At 72.0% G+C, this 15,558-nt stretch carries 17 protein-coding genes and 1 riboswitch; of the genes, 6 read left to right on the top strand and 11 right to left on the bottom strand.

Annotated elements, in window-relative coordinates:
* The 5 genes from AB0K34_RS10510 to AB0K34_RS10490 form a co-directional block, all read right to left on the bottom strand.
* Nucleotides 1-502 (bottom strand): hypothetical protein (locus tag AB0K34_RS10510; protein ID WP_364547268.1); only part of this gene is annotated, 502 nt, incomplete at its 3' end.
* 52 nt (nucleotides 503-554) lie between these two features.
* The gene (locus tag AB0K34_RS10505; RefSeq protein WP_301174520.1) at nucleotides 555-1,139 is read right to left on the bottom strand and encodes a hypothetical protein; all 585 of its coding nucleotides are present in this window, start codon (nucleotides 1,137-1,139) and stop codon (nucleotides 555-557) included.
* Between the two features lie 199 nt (nucleotides 1,140-1,338).
* A complete protein-coding gene (locus AB0K34_RS10500) occupies nucleotides 1,339-1,890 on the bottom strand; it encodes a copper resistance CopC family protein (RefSeq protein ID WP_301174519.1) in 552 nt (183 codons plus the stop codon).
* Nucleotides 1,891-1,898: 8 nt separating this feature from the next.
* A complete protein-coding gene (locus AB0K34_RS10495; RefSeq protein WP_301174518.1) occupies nucleotides 1,899-2,606 on the bottom strand; it encodes a YcnI family protein in 708 nt (235 codons plus the stop codon).
* 77 nt (nucleotides 2,607-2,683) lie between these two features.
* Entirely contained in the window at nucleotides 2,684-3,361 is a 678-nt protein-coding gene (locus AB0K34_RS10490; RefSeq protein WP_301174517.1) for a hypothetical protein, read from the bottom strand.
* Nucleotides 3,362-3,520: 159 nt separating this feature from the next.
* Nucleotides 3,521-3,668, top strand: a riboswitch (cobalamin riboswitch).
* A gap of 132 nt (nucleotides 3,669-3,800) precedes the next feature.
* Here AB0K34_RS10490 and AB0K34_RS10485 point away from each other — a divergent pair.
* The 6 genes from AB0K34_RS10485 (at nucleotide 3,801) to AB0K34_RS10460 (ending at nucleotide 9,767) form a co-directional block, all read left to right on the top strand.
* On the top strand, nucleotides 3,801-6,119 hold the full coding sequence (locus AB0K34_RS10485) for a ribonucleoside-diphosphate reductase subunit alpha (RefSeq protein ID WP_301174516.1): 2,319 nt from the start codon (nucleotides 3,801-3,803) through the stop codon (nucleotides 6,117-6,119).
* On the top strand, nucleotides 6,119-7,114 hold the full coding sequence (locus AB0K34_RS10480; protein WP_301174515.1) for a ribonucleotide-diphosphate reductase subunit beta: 996 nt from the start codon (nucleotides 6,119-6,121) through the stop codon (nucleotides 7,112-7,114). Before AB0K34_RS10485 ends, AB0K34_RS10480 begins: the two co-directional genes overlap by 1 nt.
* Before the next feature lie 54 nt (nucleotides 7,115-7,168).
* Nucleotides 7,169-7,321, top strand: a complete 153-nt coding sequence (locus AB0K34_RS10475; protein WP_171069119.1) for a hypothetical protein — start codon at nucleotides 7,169-7,171, stop codon at nucleotides 7,319-7,321.
* Between the two features lie 108 nt (nucleotides 7,322-7,429).
* Nucleotides 7,430-8,032, top strand: coding sequence for a superoxide dismutase (locus AB0K34_RS10470; RefSeq protein WP_301174514.1), 603 nt, complete (start codon nucleotides 7,430-7,432; stop codon nucleotides 8,030-8,032).
* Nucleotides 8,033-8,235: 203 nt separating this feature from the next.
* A complete protein-coding gene (locus tag AB0K34_RS10465; RefSeq protein ID WP_301174513.1) occupies nucleotides 8,236-8,649 on the top strand; it encodes a thioesterase family protein in 414 nt (137 codons plus the stop codon).
* On the top strand, nucleotides 8,646-9,767 hold the full coding sequence (locus tag AB0K34_RS10460; RefSeq protein ID WP_364547260.1) for a zinc-dependent alcohol dehydrogenase family protein: 1,122 nt from the start codon (nucleotides 8,646-8,648) through the stop codon (nucleotides 9,765-9,767). Before AB0K34_RS10465 ends, AB0K34_RS10460 begins: the two co-directional genes overlap by 4 nt.
* Before the next feature lie 18 nt (nucleotides 9,768-9,785).
* On the opposite strand, the gene AB0K34_RS10455 is transcribed toward AB0K34_RS10460, so the two are convergent.
* The 6 genes from AB0K34_RS10455 to AB0K34_RS10430 all read right to left on the bottom strand — a co-directional run bounded on the left by AB0K34_RS10455 (nucleotide 9,786) and on the right by AB0K34_RS10430 (nucleotide 15,156).
* Nucleotides 9,786-10,454: a pentapeptide repeat-containing protein gene (locus AB0K34_RS10455; protein ID WP_301174511.1), complete on the bottom strand. Its 669-nt coding sequence runs from the start codon at nucleotides 10,452-10,454 to the stop codon at nucleotides 9,786-9,788.
* 53 nt (nucleotides 10,455-10,507) lie between these two features.
* Nucleotides 10,508-11,239, bottom strand: coding sequence for a PaaX family transcriptional regulator C-terminal domain-containing protein (locus tag AB0K34_RS10450; protein ID WP_301174510.1), 732 nt, complete (start codon nucleotides 11,237-11,239; stop codon nucleotides 10,508-10,510).
* Nucleotides 11,240-11,252: 13 nt separating this feature from the next.
* The gene (locus AB0K34_RS10445) at nucleotides 11,253-12,401 is read right to left on the bottom strand and encodes a HAMP domain-containing sensor histidine kinase (RefSeq protein ID WP_301174509.1); all 1,149 of its coding nucleotides are present in this window, start codon (nucleotides 12,399-12,401) and stop codon (nucleotides 11,253-11,255) included.
* Nucleotides 12,402-12,542: 141 nt separating this feature from the next.
* Nucleotides 12,543-13,514, bottom strand: coding sequence for a D-alanine--D-alanine ligase (locus tag AB0K34_RS10440; RefSeq protein WP_301174508.1), 972 nt, complete (start codon nucleotides 13,512-13,514; stop codon nucleotides 12,543-12,545).
* Nucleotides 13,511-14,563, bottom strand: coding sequence for an alanine racemase (gene alr, locus AB0K34_RS10435; protein ID WP_301174507.1), 1,053 nt, complete (start codon nucleotides 14,561-14,563; stop codon nucleotides 13,511-13,513). Before alr ends, AB0K34_RS10440 begins: the two co-directional genes overlap by 4 nt.
* Nucleotides 14,564-14,637: 74 nt before the next feature.
* Nucleotides 14,638-15,156 carry a M15 family metallopeptidase gene (locus AB0K34_RS10430; RefSeq protein WP_240808604.1) on the bottom strand — a complete coding sequence of 173 codons (519 nt, stop codon included), beginning with the start codon at nucleotides 15,154-15,156 and terminating at the stop codon, nucleotides 14,638-14,640.
* Nucleotides 15,157-15,558 lie beyond the last annotated feature (402 nt).

Below are 15,558 nucleotides of genomic sequence, written 5' to 3'. Positions count from 1 at the left end.
ACGGCGCGGAGCGTGACGTGGACGATGTCGGGCCGCGGCACGACGAACGTCCCCTTGCCCTGCTCCGAGACGACGTACCCCTGCTGCCGGAGCCACGGCCCGCTTCGAGGGCCACGTACGCGGCGAGCACGACGATGGCGGCGGACTCCAGCCCGAGCGCCACCATGATGACCGTCCGGTAGCCGGTCTCCTGGAACCCGAACAGCGTGCCCGTCTCGCTGATCATGAGGCCGATGATGGTGCCCGCCGCGAACCCGATCCCGCCGAGCGCCACGAGCGCGTGCGCCGCCCGCCCGGCGGCCGGCACCGACCTGATCACCGGCAGCGACCCGAGCGGGATCAGCAGCAGGAGCCCGAGCGCGACCGCCCCGGCGAAGTTGACCAGGAACAGCACGCCGATGGTCGGGATGTCGCGGTAGTCGTCGGCGAGGTACTCGTACAGGTGGACGGCGCCGACGCCGAACAGGAGCAGGGCGCCCGCCACGCGCAGCAGGTCACGCATGGCGGTCGCCGGTGGGCCGCGAAGTGCCGTGGTCAGTGCTCACCGCACCGCCCTACTTGGTGACCGCGCTGCCGGACGCCGACAGCACGAACCACTTGGCGCCGAACTGGTCGAGCCCCTGGCCCTTGGCGCTGCCGGGGGTGGTGCCGTCGGGCGCGTAGTAGTACAGCGGGTGCCCGGCGTAGCTGACCTCCATCGTCCCGTCGCTGCGCTTGGTGGTGCTCAGCTTCGCCGCGTCCACCCCGGAGCCCGGCGTGGGCTTCGCGCCGGTCGTGACCGGCGGCCACACCGCCGCGCATCCGCCCGCGCAGGACGACTTGTTCCCCGTGTCCTTCTCGAACAGGTACACCGTCCGGCCCTCGCCGTCGACCAGGACGGGGCCGAGGTTCCCCACGTTCGCCGTCTTGATCGACTCGCCGGTCGCGCCGCCGGTGGGCGCCGCCGAGGTCGGGGACGACTGGCCGTAGCCGGACCCCGAACCCGATCCGTTCGACGACCCGCCGCCGTCGCCGCACCCGGCGACCGCCGCCAGCGTCGCGGCCGCCGCCAGCACGGCGACCGAGGCCGTGTTCCGGCGCCGCGACCGGTGATCCGCACCGGACGGACGGCCCGTGCCGCCCCCTCGTGCCTGAAGCATGCGCAACCTCCCGCAAGGCTCGTCAACGGTCTCCCGTGACTCCTACCGAGGCGGCGGTACCCCTGCTCAGGCCGGGGGAACAGGCCAGGTCACAGCCCTTACCCGCCCTTTCCGGTAATCGTGGAATCGACGGCCTCCGGGCCGCGTCCGGCGGGGCGGTCACGGGCAGGCCGTGACCGCCCCGCCGGGCGCGTAAAGGTCAGTCCTTCGCCGGGGAACGGCGGAGCCAGGCGACCGCGCCGCCCGCCGCCGCGACGACCAGCGCGATCAGGCCGATCCACAGCCAGCCGGACGAGCCGCCCGAGTCCTCGCCGGAGGTGGTCGCGGCTTGGCTGCTCGCCGGAGCGGGCGCCGGGGCCGCCGACGCGGAGCCGCCGGAGGCGCCGGACTCGCTCGGCGACCCCTTCACGGTGAAGGTGTAGGTGCCGTCGATCGGATGCCCGTCCGCGGACACCACCCGCCACCCCACCGTGTATTCGCCGTTCGGCAGGGTGCCGTTGACCGCCTGAGTGACCTTGTTGTCGACCGCTCGCGGCGACCCGGCCTGGTGCTGCGCGCCCGACGCGTCCGTCACCACGACGCGGGGCAGCCGTACCGGGTCGGAGTAGGTCAGGACGATCTCGGACGGCGCCGCGACCGTCGCGTCCTTCTCGGGGCTGGCGGACGTCAGCGCGGCGTGGGCGGAGGCCGGTGCCGCGGTCAGGGCCAGGACCGTACCGGCGGCCAGGACACCGGCCGCGATCCGTCGCATCACCTTGATCATGCCCGGCTCCGGGCGCGGCTCAGGCCGTAGCCGCCGAGGCCGAGGCCGACGGCGCCGACCGCGATGCCGATGCCGCCGAGGAGGCGTGCCGTCCCGTCGTCGGACGAGGCCGCGGCCTCGGCGGCGGGCTTCTTCTCCGTGGTCAGGCCGACCGCGGCGGCGGACCCCTTCGGGGTGAGCTGGAGCGTCGGCGCCGGGTGCTCCGGTTCGGCGGCGCCCTCGGCCGGCGCCTCCTCCCACTTGACGACCTCGCCGTTGGAGTACGTCTGGTCGGCCTTGAACATCAGCTGGTCGGTGTCGGTCGGAAGCGGCCCCATGGAGACGTCGAACTCCTCGAACTGACCGGCCTCAATCTTGCCGCCCGACCAGGTGATCGTGGTGACGGCCTCGGTCAGCTCGCCGCCGTGGGTCTGGATCGGCTTCGGCAGCGTGGACTTCTCCGCCTTCACCGTCCAGCCGGGCGTGGGCCGGACGGACACCGACGCGAGCGGGTGGTCGGCCGGCAGGTGCACGACGACCTTGGTCGTGGCGGCGTTGTCGCGCTCGTTCGGCACCCGGAACGAGACCTTGGCGTAGGAGCCCTGCTCGGCGCTCTTCGGGTTGGCGGTGACGTGCGCGGACGCGGCCGTGGCCGCCCCGAGCACCGAGAGCGCGGTGAGGGAGACGAGGGCGCCGGCGCGGCGCGCGGGCACGCTGAAGGACATGGGGGAACTCCGTTCGAGTCGTACGGGAAGGGCCGGATGCGCCGCGGATCGGCGTCCGGTGACGTACGGCGCGCGCGTCAGATGTGCGCGAGCGCCCTCGAACGGAACGGGGGACCCCGCCGGACCACCTGGTGCCGCAGCGCGCGGTCGGCGGCGGGGACGGCGGCCGGCGCCGGGGCGGGGACGACCGGCCGCTGCGGCACGGCCGGTTCGATGGTGAGCAGGGCGAGGAGCAGCCGGACGGGACGGTCGGCGGCGGCGGCGACCCGGCGGGCCATCGTCCACACGGACCGTTCGCCGCGCCGCAGCCACCAGGCGGCGACGAGCGCGGCGACGCAGTGCGCGAGCGTCATGGCCAGGCCGTTGCCGCCGTGCGCGGCGGGCACGGCGGCGAGGTCGGGCATCGCGGCCGCGTCGGTCATCGCCGCGTCGGTCATGGCGGCGTGCATCGCCGGGGTGTGGTCCGCCATGGCGGGCACGGGGTGTGCGGCCGGAGCTGCGGCGGCCGTGAACAGCGTGTGCAGCGCGAACTGCCCGCCGAGGAGCCCGCCCAGGATCGTGCCGAGCGAGCGCTCATGGCCCGCCAGCATCAGCGTCACGCCGACGACCGCGCCGAACCCCGCCGTCCCGGCCCAGAGCGGGACCGCTGCCCCGCCTGCGAGGACGTGTCCGAGCACCGCCAGCGCGACGCACACGGTGGCGAACACCACCGCGCGTGCGGCGCGGAACAGGGGCTGCGGGGAACGCTCCGACATGACGCCCCCATCGTGCCACCCCCCTCCGGGAGCGTGCAGCCGACCCCGGGAACCCGCACCGACGCGCCCAACATCTTGGGGTTGCGCATTGATCGTCAACAAGATGTAGGGTTCAACCCCGTGCTGGTACGCCCCCGCCGCCCGGCGGCGGGGGCGTCGTAAGAGGGAACCCGGTGTGAATCCGGGACTGCCCCGCAGCGGTGAGCGGGAACGACCGCCGTCACATGCACTGGGCCCGACCGGGCCTGGGAAGCGACGGTCAGTAGGACGTGCCTGACAGGTGCGCCGCCCGCGAGTCCGAAGACCTGCCCGCACGAATGGCCTGGGGGTCGTCCCCGGGCCGACACGTCCGGGCCTCGCGGGTGGGCCGAGGGCGGAGCGCGGCATGCCGCGCCCCGTTCGCATGCCTCCGCGAGGCGGCTTGCGAGGGGAGAAGCACGTGACACAGGCGTTGCACAGGGCACCGGCGTCGCACGGGGGCCGGGCGCCGGCCGCCGCGCCGCCCGCCGGGGAGGGCATCGCCGCGGAGGTCGAGGCCGCCTGCGCCGGGATACCGGACGTGGCGGCGGCGCGCGTGCTCGCCGCCGTCCGGTCCGGCGACGGGCTGGACGCGGCGGCGCTGCGGGACCTCGCCATCACCGAGGCCGCCGCCCTGGTGGCCGCCGAACCCGGCTACTCCAAGGTCGCCGCGCGGCTGCTCGGCGCCCGGATCCGGGACGAGGCGGCGTCCGCCGGCGTCACCGCGTTCGCCGAGTCGGTCGCCGCCGCGCACCGGGAGGGCCTGCTCGCGGACGGCCCGGCCGCGTTCGTCGCCGCCCACGCCGCCTTCCTCGACGCGCTCGTCGACGACGGCGCCGACGACCGGTTCGAGTACTTCGGGCTCCGCACCCTCTACGACCGGTACCTGCTGAGGCATCCGCGTTCCCGGCTCGTCCTGGAGCGTCCGCAGCACTTCCTGCTGCGCGTGGCGTGCGGGCTCGCCGACACCGTGGACGAGGCGGCGGAACTGTACGGCCTGCTCAGCACGCTGTCGTACCTGCCGAGCTCGCCGACGCTGTTCAACTCGGCCGCTCGCCGCCCGCAGCTGTCGTCGTGCTTCCTGCTCGACTCGCCGCGCGACGAGCTGGAGGCGATCTACGAGCGGTACGGGCAGGTCGCGCGGCTCAGCAAGTACGCGGGCGGCATCGGGATCTCGTGGACGAAGGTGCGGTCCCGGGGCTCGCTGATCCGCGGCACGAACGGGCACTCCAACGGCATCGTCCCGTGGCTGCGCACGCTGGACTCGTCCGTCGCCGCCGTCAACCAGGGCGGCCGCCGCAAGGGCGCGGCCTGCGTGTACCTGGAGCCGTGGCACGCCGACGTCGAGGAGTTCCTCGAACTGCGCGACAACACGGGCGAGGACGCGCGCCGCACCCACAACCTGAACCTCGCCAACTGGATCCCGGACGAGTTCATGCGCCGCGTCGAGGACGACGCGCCGTGGTCGCTGTTCGACCCGAAGGAGGTCCCCGAGCTGGCCGACCTCTGGGGGGACGAGTTCGACGAGGCGTACCGGGCGGCGGAGCGGGACGGGCGGTTCGTCCGGCGGGTCCCGGCCCGCAAGCTGTACGGGCGGATGATGCGCACCCTCGCGGAGACGGGCAACGGGTGGATGACGTTCAAGGACGCCGCCAACCGCGCCTGCAACCAGACCGCCGAGCCCGGCCAGACCGTCCACCTCTCCAACCTCTGCACGGAGATCCTTGAGGTGACGAGCGACGGCGAGGCCGCCGTCTGCAACCTCGGGTCGGTGAATCTGGCCGCGCACGTGACGTCCGCCGGAGTCGACTGGGAGCGGCTTCGTTCGACCGTCCGCACCGCCGTCCGCTTCTTGGACCGCACCATCGACAGGGGCTTCTACCCCACGCCCGAGGCGGAGAAGGCCAACCGCAAGTGGCGTCCGGTCGGGCTCGGCGTGATGGGTCTCGCGGACGTGTTCTTCACGCTGCGCCTGCCGTTCGACTCCGACGAGGCCCGCGCGCTGTCGACGCGCATCGCCGAGGAGATCGCGCTGGCCGCCTATGGCGCGTCCGCCGACCTCGCCGCCGCGCACGGGCCGCTGCCCGCCTACGGCATGACCCGCACCGCGCGCGGCCGGCTCCACCTGGACCACTTCCCGGACGCCGCGCCGACCCGTCCCGCCGAGTGGGCCGCGCTCCGCGAGCGCGTCGCGGCGGTCGGGCTCCGCAACTCGCTGCTGATCGCCATCGCGCCGACTGCGACGATCGCGTCCATCGCGGGCTGCTACGAGTGCGTCGAGCCGCAGGTGTCCAACCTGTTCAAGCGCGAGACGCTGTCCGGCGAGTTCCTGCAGATCAACGGCTACCTGGTGGCCGAGCTGAAGGCGCTCGGGCTGTGGACGCCGGCCGTCCGCGAGGCGATCAAGCGCGCGAACGGCTCCGTGCAGGGTCTCGTCGACCTCCCCGACGAGACCCGCGCCCGTTACCGGACGGCCTGGGAACTGCCGCAGAAGGCGCTCATCGACCTCGCCGCCGCCCGCACCCCGTACATCGACCAGTCGCAGTCGCTGAACCTGTTCATGGAGACGCCGACGATCGGCAAGCTCTCCTCGATGTACGCGTACGCGTGGCGCAGCGGGCTGAAGACCACCTACTACCTGCGCTCCCGTCCGGCGACGCGCATCGCGCAGACGACCGTCGCCACGGCTGCGGCCGTGTGCTCCCTGGAGAACCCCGAGACCTGCGAGGCGTGCCAATAATGCTGCTCGACCCCGGCATGGACCTGACCCTGCGGCCCATGCGCTACCCCGACTTCTACGAGCGGTACCGGGCCGCGATCCGCAACACGTGGACGGTGGAGGAGGTCGACCTCGCGTCCGACATGGCCGACCTGGAGCGGCTCACGCCCGCCGAACTGCACCTGGTGAACCGGCTCGTCGCGTTCTTCGCCACCGGCGACTCGATCGTGGCGAACAACCTGGTGCTGAACCTCTACAAGCACGTGAACGCCCCGGAGGCCCGGCTCTACCTGTCGCGGCAGCTATATGAGGAGGCCGTCCACGTACAGTTCTACCTGACCCTTCTGGACACCTACCTGCCCGATCAGGACGAGCGCGCGCGGGCGTTCGCGGCGATCGAGCACATCCCGTCCATCCGGGCGAAGGCGGAGTTCTGCTTCCGCTGGATCGACTCGCTCGGCGCCCTGGACGAGCTCCGCACCGCCGCCGACCGCCGCACGTTCCTGCTCAACCTGATCTGCTTCGCGGCCTGCATCGAGGGGCTGTTCTTCTACGGCGCCTTCGCCTACGTGTACTGGCTGCGCTCGCGCGGGCTGCTGAACGGCCTCGCGTCCGGCACCAACTGGGTCTTCCGGGACGAGAGCATGCACATGGAGTTCGCGTTCTCCGTGGTCGACACCGTCCGGGCCGAAGAACCGGAACTGTTCGACGCCGAGCTGACCGCGCAGGTCACCGCGATGCTGGACGAGGCCGTCCAGGCGGAACTGGCCTTCGCCCGCGACCTGTGCGGCGACGGCCTGCCCGGCATGAGCGCCGGCGACATGCGCGCCTACCTCGAATACGTCGCGGACCAGCGGCTCGTCCGGCTCGGGCTCCCGGCCCGCTACGGCACCGCGAACCCGTTCGCGTTCATGGAGCTGCAGGACGTCCAGGAGCTGTCCAACTTCTTCGAGCGGCGGGTTTCGGCCTACCAGATCGGCGTCGAGGGGAGCGTCGCGCTCGACGAGGCGTTCTGAACTAATGCGGGCGGGCACTCGTTGAGCAGAGACCCTAGGCCGAGGAGGACGCCCATGCCTTCCGTCGTCGACCGGATCAAGAGATATCTCAGCGGCCCGCAGGGCCGGAAGATGCGAGCGAGGGCCGAGCACTACGCCCGCGATCCGCGCACGCAGGCCAAGGCACGCCGCCTGCTCGCCCGATTCCGCGGCGGCCGCCGCCACTGACACGGTACGGCCCGTCCTCACCGAGGGCGGGCCGTCGCCGTGACGGGACGTCCGACGCCTCTTCTTGCATGCTGGACGTAACTGCAAGTCGTTTGCAATAGTGGCCGTATGGCCGACTACACGCTTCCCGACCTGCCCTACGACTACGCAGCCCTGGAGCCCGCGATCACGGGCGAGATCCTTGAGCTCCACCACGCCAAGCACCACGCCGCCTACGTGAAGGGCGCCAACGACACGCTGGAGAGGCTCGCCGAGGCGCGGGACAAGGAGCAGTACGGCGGCCTGGTCGGCCTGGAGAAGACGTTCGCCTTCAACCTGTCCGGGCACGTCCTGCACTCGATCTTCTGGGACAACCTGTCACCGGACGGCGGCGACCGCCCCGACGGCGAACTGGCCGCCGCCATCAACGAGCATTTCGGGACGTTCGAGGCGTTCCAGAAGCAGCTCACCACGGCGACGTCCACGGTCCAGGGCTCGGGCTGGGGCGTCCTGGCGTGGGAGCCGCTCGGCCGCCGCCTCATCGTGGAGCAGGTCTACGACCACCACGGGAACGTCGGCATGAACACCACCCCGCTACTGGTCTTCGACGCCTGGGAGCACGCGTACTACCTGCAGTACCGCAACGTCCGCCCCGACTACGTCGAAAAGCTCTGGACCCTCGTGAACTGGACGGACGTGAAAGCGCGCTTCGACGCCGCCCGCGCGTCCTAGAAGACGGCGGCGCCGGACGCGGCGCCGCTCAGGGGGCGGCGTTCACCTGGCCGGGATCGTGCTCAGAACCTTTCCTCGCGGCCTGGTGAACGCCGCTTCCCCATTGGGCGGACGCACCGCCCCGCCCACCCGCCGCTAGGCACGGTCACCGTTCCCTTGGCCCGATGCCATACCGCTCTTGGGGCGACCATAGGCTGCCCTCCATGACCGGCGAGTACCAGCATTGGGAGAACGTCCCCACGCGGTGGAAGGACAACGACGTCTACGGGCACGTCAACAACGTCGTCCACTACTCGCTCATGGACACCGTCATCAACGAGTGGATGATCCGGACGGCCGGTTTCGACCCGGTGACGTCCGCCGCCATCGGCCTGTGCGTCGAATCGCACTGCGAGTACAAGGCCGAGGTCGCGTTCCCCGACACGATCAAGGTGGGGCTCCGCATCGGCAAGCTGGGCCGCTCCAGCGTCCGCTGGGAGGTCGGCATGTTCCGCACGTCCGACGGCGCCCTCATCGCCGAGGGGCACTTCGTGCACGTCTTCGTCGACCGCGGCACCCGCCGCCCGGTCGAGATCACCGGCCCCGTCCGCACCGAGATGGAGAAGCTGCTCGCATGACCGAGACCCGCGCCGCCGTCCTCGTCGAGTCCGGACGCCCCGCCCCCTATGCCGACTCCCGCCCCCTGGATATCGCCGACCTGCGCCTCGACCCGCCGGGCCCCGGCGAACTCCTCGTCCGGATCGGCGCCGCGGGCCTGTGCCACTCCGACCTCTCGGTCATCAACGGCTCCCGCCCCCGGCCGCTCCCGATGGCCCTCGGCCACGAGGCCGCCGGCGAGGTGGTCGAGACGGGCACCGGAACCGAGTTCGCGCCCGGCGACCACGTCGTCCTCGCGTTCGTCCCGGCCTGCGGCCACTGCGACCGCTGCGTCGGCGGGCGCCCCGCCCTCTGCGGCCCCGGCGCGCAGGCCAACGGCGCGGGCACCCTCCTCGGCGGCGGCAGGCGCTTCGTCGCCGCGGACGGCACCCGCCCCAACCACCACCTGGGCGTCTCCGCGTTCTCCGAGTACACCGTCGTGTCGTCCCGCTCCGCCGTGAAGATCGACCCGGACCTGCCGTTCGACATCGCGGCCCTCTTCGGCTGCGCCGTCCTGACCGGCGCCGGCGCCGCCCTCTACAGCGCGGCCGTCACCCCCGGCGACACCGTCGCCGTCTTCGGCCTCGGCGGCGTCGGCCTCTCCGCCGTCCTCGCCGCCAAGGCCGCCGGCGCCGCGACGGTCTACGCGGTCGACCTCGTCCAGGACAAACTCGACCTCGCCGCCTCGCTCGGCGCCCACCCGGTTCCGGGCGGCCCGGACGCCACGGAAGCTCTGCGCGACCTGACGTCCGGCGGCGCGGAGAAGGTCATCGACACGACGGGCGTCGTCCCCGTCCTGGAACAGGCGTACGCCGCCACCCGCTCCGGCGGCACGACGGTCACCGTCGGCCTGCCCGACCCCGGCGCGCCCCTGACCCTGCCCGCTCTCAGCCTCGTCGCCGAGGAAAGAACACTGCGCGGCAGCTACCTGGGCTCCTGCGTCCCCCGCCGCGACGTCCCCCGCTTCATCGCGATGTACCGCAACGGCAACCTCCCAGTGGACGCCCTGCTCACCGGCAGCCTCCCCCTGGCCGACATCAACACCGGCTTCGACCGCCTCCACACCGCCGAAGCCGTCCGCCAGGTAATCACCTTCTAACCCACTACCCCGCACCGACTACCCCCCGACCGACACATCCGCGCCCTTCCCCCTGAACCAACGCTCCAGCCGAACGCCCTCAAGCTCCCCGGCAACCCCGCGCTCGGTGAGCACAAGGGAGCCGACCACACTGCCAGTCATGCCGCTCACCAGGGCATTCGTAAAATCCGAGCCCCCGAGACCGGCCAGCGTCACACTGGCGCCGCGCAGATCGGCGTTTCTCATGTCGCAGTCGATGAACGTGGCATCCCCGATATCCGCCCGCCGCAGATCGGCCCCGGCGAAGGACGTGCGTATGCACTCCGCCCTCCCGAGCCTGGCCCCGCTCATCCGAGCCCCGGCGAAGCTCGCCTCACTGAGAAACGCTTTGACGAAATCAGCACCCGCAAGCTCAGCCCCGCTGAAGTTCGCCCCTTCGCAGTGCGCTCTCCAGAACAAACCGCGACCAAGACCGCAACCGGAGAAGTCCGACCGGCTCAACCAGGCCTCGACGAAGTCCGCTCCAGCGAGATCCGCACCACGAAAATCCAGATCGATGGCGTAGAGAGTCTTCGTGGGATCACGAACCCATTCGCGCAGCACCGCCGCCGCTTCGGCGTCCGTGGGCCACCCATCAGGCTCCCACGCGCCGTCATGGGTATCAGATAACCCGGTCACCCCACCCTCCTCTTCAACGATGCGCCTCATGCCGTCGATGGCGGTCTGATCGGCGTTTCTAGTGTCGGGGTTTTGGGGGTTGGTCAGGTTAGTAGTTGGGTTGTTAGGAGGTGTTCGAAGTCTTTTTCGAAGGACTCGTAGAGGGTGCGGAGGGACGGGCCCGGCCAGGTGGGGGGGAGGAGGGGGGACGGGAGCAGCGGGTCGTTCAGGAGGTGGCGGAGGACGGCGGCGGCCAGGGTGAAGCGTTCGGCCATGTCGGTGGTTTCGGAGAGGGCCGTGCGGAGGGTTTCGGCCTTGGACGTCCAGGCGTCCAGGTCCCAGAGGGTGGCGGCCAGGGCGGCGGGGTCCTCTTCGGGGCGGCCCAATAGGAAGGTGCACTGGCGGACGACCGGTTCCGGGCGGGTGCGGGTCAGGTTGGCGGGGCGCAGCCAGGTGCCCTCGCGGAGTTCGGCCAAGCGGAGCGCGGACATGGCCTGGCGCAGGGCGGTGCGGTCGGCGGCGGGGCGGCGCTCGGCGGTGATGACGGCGATCTCCCACGTGCCGTCCCAGGGGCGGGTCGGCGGGCGGCGGGCCTCGTCCTGGCGGGCCTGGCGGGCGAGGAGGCGGTCGGTGAGCGCGTAGCCGCCGGCGGACTGGACGAGGTCGCCGGAGGCGACCATGCGGGAGAGCGCGACCCGGATCGTCCCCTCGGCGATGCCGAACAGGTCGCCGACGCGGACGAGGTGGCGGGCCGGGAGGCGGGGCGGATGGACGCCGAGCAGCGTGCTCAGCACGACCGAGCGTGCCGTGAGCGGGCGGATGTCCGGGTGGTCCATGGCGGGCTCGACCCTACCCGGCGGCGGTCCAGTCGGCCCCGTTCGGGGACGGTCCCGTGCCGGGGAGGCGGATCGTGACGAGGAGGCCGCCGGCGGGTCGGGGGGTGAGGTCGAGGGTGCCGTCGTGTGCTCGGACGATGCTGTGCACGATGGCCAGCCCGAGCCCGACGCCCGCGTGTTCGTCGGTGCGCTGGCGCTGTGTTCCGCGCTGGAAGGGCTCGGTGAGGGTCGGGATCAGCTCCGGTGGTACCGGGCGGCCGGTGTTCTCGACCCGCAGGACGCTGGCGCCGTGCTGCGATTCGGTGTGGACCGTCACGGTGCCGCCGGTCGGCAGGTTGTGGACGATGGCGTTCTGGACGAGGTTCGTCACCAGCCGCAGGATGAGTTCCGCGGAGCCGAGGGTCTGTGCCTTCTCGCCGGTGACGGCGAGCGTGATCTGGCGCCGTTCGGCGAGGGGGAGCAGCGTTTCGGCGGCCTCTTCGGCGACGAGGGACAGGTTGACCACTTCGCGGGTGAAGTTCCTGCGGTCGGCGCGGCTGAGCAGGAGGAGGGCCTGGGTGAGGTCGATCGCCCGCGTGTTGACCGTGTGGAGGCGTTCGATGAGTTCGTCCTGGCCCCGCGCGGGGTCGTTGCGGGCGACGTCGAGGAGTGTCCGGGAGATCGCCAGCGGGGTGCGCAGTTCGTGGGAGGCGTTGGCGGCGAACCTCCGCTGTTCGGCGACATGGGATTCGAGCTTCTCGAGCATGGTGTCGAACACGTCGGCGAGTTCGCGGAACTCGTCTCCGGGGCCTTCGAGGCGGATCCGGTGGGACAGCGAGCCGTGGGAGGCCAGCCGTGCCGCGTCCGCGATCCGGGTGAGCGGTGCGAGCATCCGGCCGGCGAGGAGCCATCCTCCCAGCAGGCCGAACACCAGGAGGAAGGCCATCGCCGTGGCCGCGCGGGGGACGAAGGCGCGCTGGAGGTCCTCGCGGCCGGGGACGAAGTGCGGTCCCAGCCCCCCGGGCCCGTCTCCCCTCGGCCCGAGTTGGACGGCGCCTTCGGGGACGTACCGCAGGAGGAACACCCAGACCACGGCCAGCAGAAGGGCGCCGGCGAGCAGGAGGAACCCGGCGTAGCTGAGGGTGAGTTTCAGGCGGGCGCTGAGCCCGGGGCGTCTACCCATGAGCGCGTACGGCTTCCGGGAGGTGGGGCTCGTCCTCGACGATCAACGCGCGCATAGTCGAAGGCTAAGCGGCGCCGCATATCGCCGACATATGCAAAACCCGGCGCCGTCCGGCATGGGGGCCCGTGGTCTTCGCCGACTTCACGAACTTGTGGGGACGGGCACGGTGGCGGTGTCGACCAGGCGTGCGACCAGTTGCTCGTAGGGCAGTCCGGCCGCGGCGAACATCCTCGGCACCTGGGACTGGGCCGTCATGCCGGGCATGGTGTTGACCTCGTTGAGGACGGGCCCGTGGTCGGTGAGGAAGAAGTCGATGCGGGCGACACCGGCGCATCCGAGCGCGTCGAACATCCGCAGCGCCGCCCCGGTGAGGGCGGCCCGGTCCGCCTCGTCGAGGTCGGCGGGCACGCTGAACCTCGCCGAACCGTCGTACTTCGACTGCGTGTCGAACAGGCCGTCGGCGTGGATCTCCAGTGGCGGCGACGCCCAGCGGCGGCCATCGGCCTCGCGCAGGACGGCCACATCGATCTCCCGACCGAGGACGACGTCCTCGACCAGGATCCTGTCGTCGAGGCGCGCCGCGCAGCGCAGCGCGTCGCGTAGTTCGGAGGGGTCGCGCGCCAGGGCGACACCGAAGCTCGACCCGGCGGAGGCCGGCTTCACCACCACGTCCGTCTTGAACTCGATGTCGGCGATCTCTGCCGCCGTCACCAGGCGGCCGGGAGCGGTGTGGATACCGACGGCGTCCGCCACGAGCTTCGTCGTCCACTTGTCCATGCCGAGCGCTCCGGCGCGCAGGCCCGAGCCGACCATCGGCTTGTGCGCGAGGGCGCACAGTGCCGCGAGGGTTCCGTCCTCGCCGGACGGGCCGTGGATCGCGGGGAAGACGACGTCGGCGCGTTCGATGACGCCCAGTGCGGCGGCCAGGGAGGTGATGGTCCCGGGCCCGAGCGCGTCCGAGCCCTGCCTCCACGTCCCGTCGCGGTCGATGGTCAGCGCGTCGACGGCGAATCCGCTGGAACGCAGCGCCTGCGCGATGGCTGCGGCGGTGGCCAGGGAGACGTCGTGCTCGGCGTTCTGCCCGCCGCCGATGACCGCGATTCGCCGTGTCATGCGATGCTCCTTTTCACACGCGGCCCGATGCCGGTGACGATGGTGTGCGGAATGGTCCCGGCCCAGCGGGCCCAGTCCCGGATGGTCGGGGTCGCGCCGCCCGCCGGGCCGAACACGGTCGCGGACGTGCCGATCCGGAAGCGGTCGGCACCGGTGTCGATCACGATCTGGTCCATCGAGACCCGTCCGGCGACCGGGAAACGGCGCCCGCCGATCTCGACGCCGGCTTGGGGCGAGCACTCGCGCGGGATCCCGTCGGCGTACCCGACGGGCAGGACGCTCAGGTGGGTGGCGCGATCGGTGACGTACGCGCCGCCGTACCCGACCGCCGTGCCCGCCGGGACCGCCGCCGTGTGCACAATCGGCGCGGTCAGCCGGGACGCGCCGTGCAGCTCGACGGTCTCGGAAGGGTCGATGCCGACCAGTCCCGCCCCGACGCGGACCATGCTGAAATGCGTCGCCGGGTCGGTCAGCGTCCCCGACGTGGCCGCGAGATGGACGAGCGGCGCACCGAGCCCCGCGGCCCGGACCGCCTGCCGCGCCCGGCGCATACGGGCGACCGCCGGCGCGTTCGCCGCCGGGTCGGCCCGGTCGGCCAGCGGGAGATGCCCCATGACGCCCACGACGCGGATCTTGCGAGCCTGCTGGGCACGCCGAGCGAGACGGATCAGTTCGTCCCACCGGTCGCGGGGGCAGCCGCCACGGGACATGCCGGTGTCCATGTGGAGGTGGATCCGCACCGTGGAGACGGCCTGCGCGACGAGCGCGCCGAGCTCGTCCACCGACCCGACCGCGACGTCGACCCCGGTGGCGGCCGCGGCTTCGGCGTCGATCCCGGAGGGGTGCAGCCAGGTGAGGATCGGCACCGCCAACCCTGCGGCGCGCAATGCGGAAGCGTCCGCGAGGCTCGTCGTGCCGAGCCATCCGGCACCGGCGGCGACGGCGGCTCTGGCGACCGTGACGGCGCCGTGGCCGAAACCGTCCGCCTTGACCACGGCCATGATCGTGCTCCGGGTGCGGGCACGAAGCTCGGCCACGTTCGCGGTCACCGCCGCAGGCAATGTCTGCAAGGTCGGAGGCGGAAAGGTGCCTGATCGGCGTTCAAGCGGGATCGCGAGCCGGTTCACGGCCGCCTCCTCGGGTCCTCGACCGGTTCCGCGTACATCGGCGGGCGACGGTCACCGACGGCATCCGGATGCGGCAGCTGGACCGGCTCGACAATGCGGTACTCGAAGTGCCACCACTCATTGCCGTAAATGCGGTAGAGCCCGTACCGCCCGCCGTTCTGTTCGAGCCACCGCGCGCCCTCGGTCGGCCGGACGTCGATCGCGAGCCCCCGCACATGGCTGGATTCCTGCGGCGGCAGCACCCGGCGCCGCGCCGCCGACACCGAGCCGGTGCGACGTACCTCAGCGGAGAAGAGCCGGTGCTGTTCCGCCGCGTCCCGATATCCCGAGGTGAGGCCGATCAATTGCCCGTCGCACCAGAACGCTTCGGCCCGCGCGTGCGTGAACGCGGCCAGCGTTTCCGGTGCCAGCCCGCGGAGATCCTCGGCGGGGAAGCGCAGTCTCAGCGCCCATTGGCAGGCCAGGAAACGGGCCCGGCCCGGTGCGCGGCAGAAGGCGATCGGCAGTAGCAGCACCGCGAGGAGACGAGTGACGGCCGCCAGGACGCACGCTTTCCTCGCCGAAAGGGAATTCGCCACGACTCACCGCCGAAGGAGCAGGTCGTAGGCGGGGCCCGAAGCGGACGGAGAGTGCGATGCGCTGTGGTGCATCCCCCCACTGAAGTGGGAAGGCTGTTGCGGTGCCGTATGCGATTTTCAATACGCTCGCGATACACCGGCGTCCAAGCCGACCGTGGCGAGGGCTCTCACCCGGGCAGCGGCTCCTCTTGGAGGCGCACGGCCTTTCCCTGGTGGACGCGTTCGACATTCCCGCTTTCGTGAAGGCGGACGATGAGCACCGATGGCACGTCCCATTTGGGGCGGACGGGGGCGGGGGCGGGAGCCGGACGGACGCCCGTCGCGATCGGGCGCACACGT

Origin of the sequence: Actinomadura sp. NPDC049382, assembly GCF_040677125.1 — a bacterium.
Taxonomy (GTDB): domain Bacteria; phylum Actinomycetota; class Actinomycetes; order Streptosporangiales; family Streptosporangiaceae; genus Spirillospora; species Spirillospora geliboluensis.
This window is presented reverse-complemented; position numbering and strand designations above follow the sequence as displayed.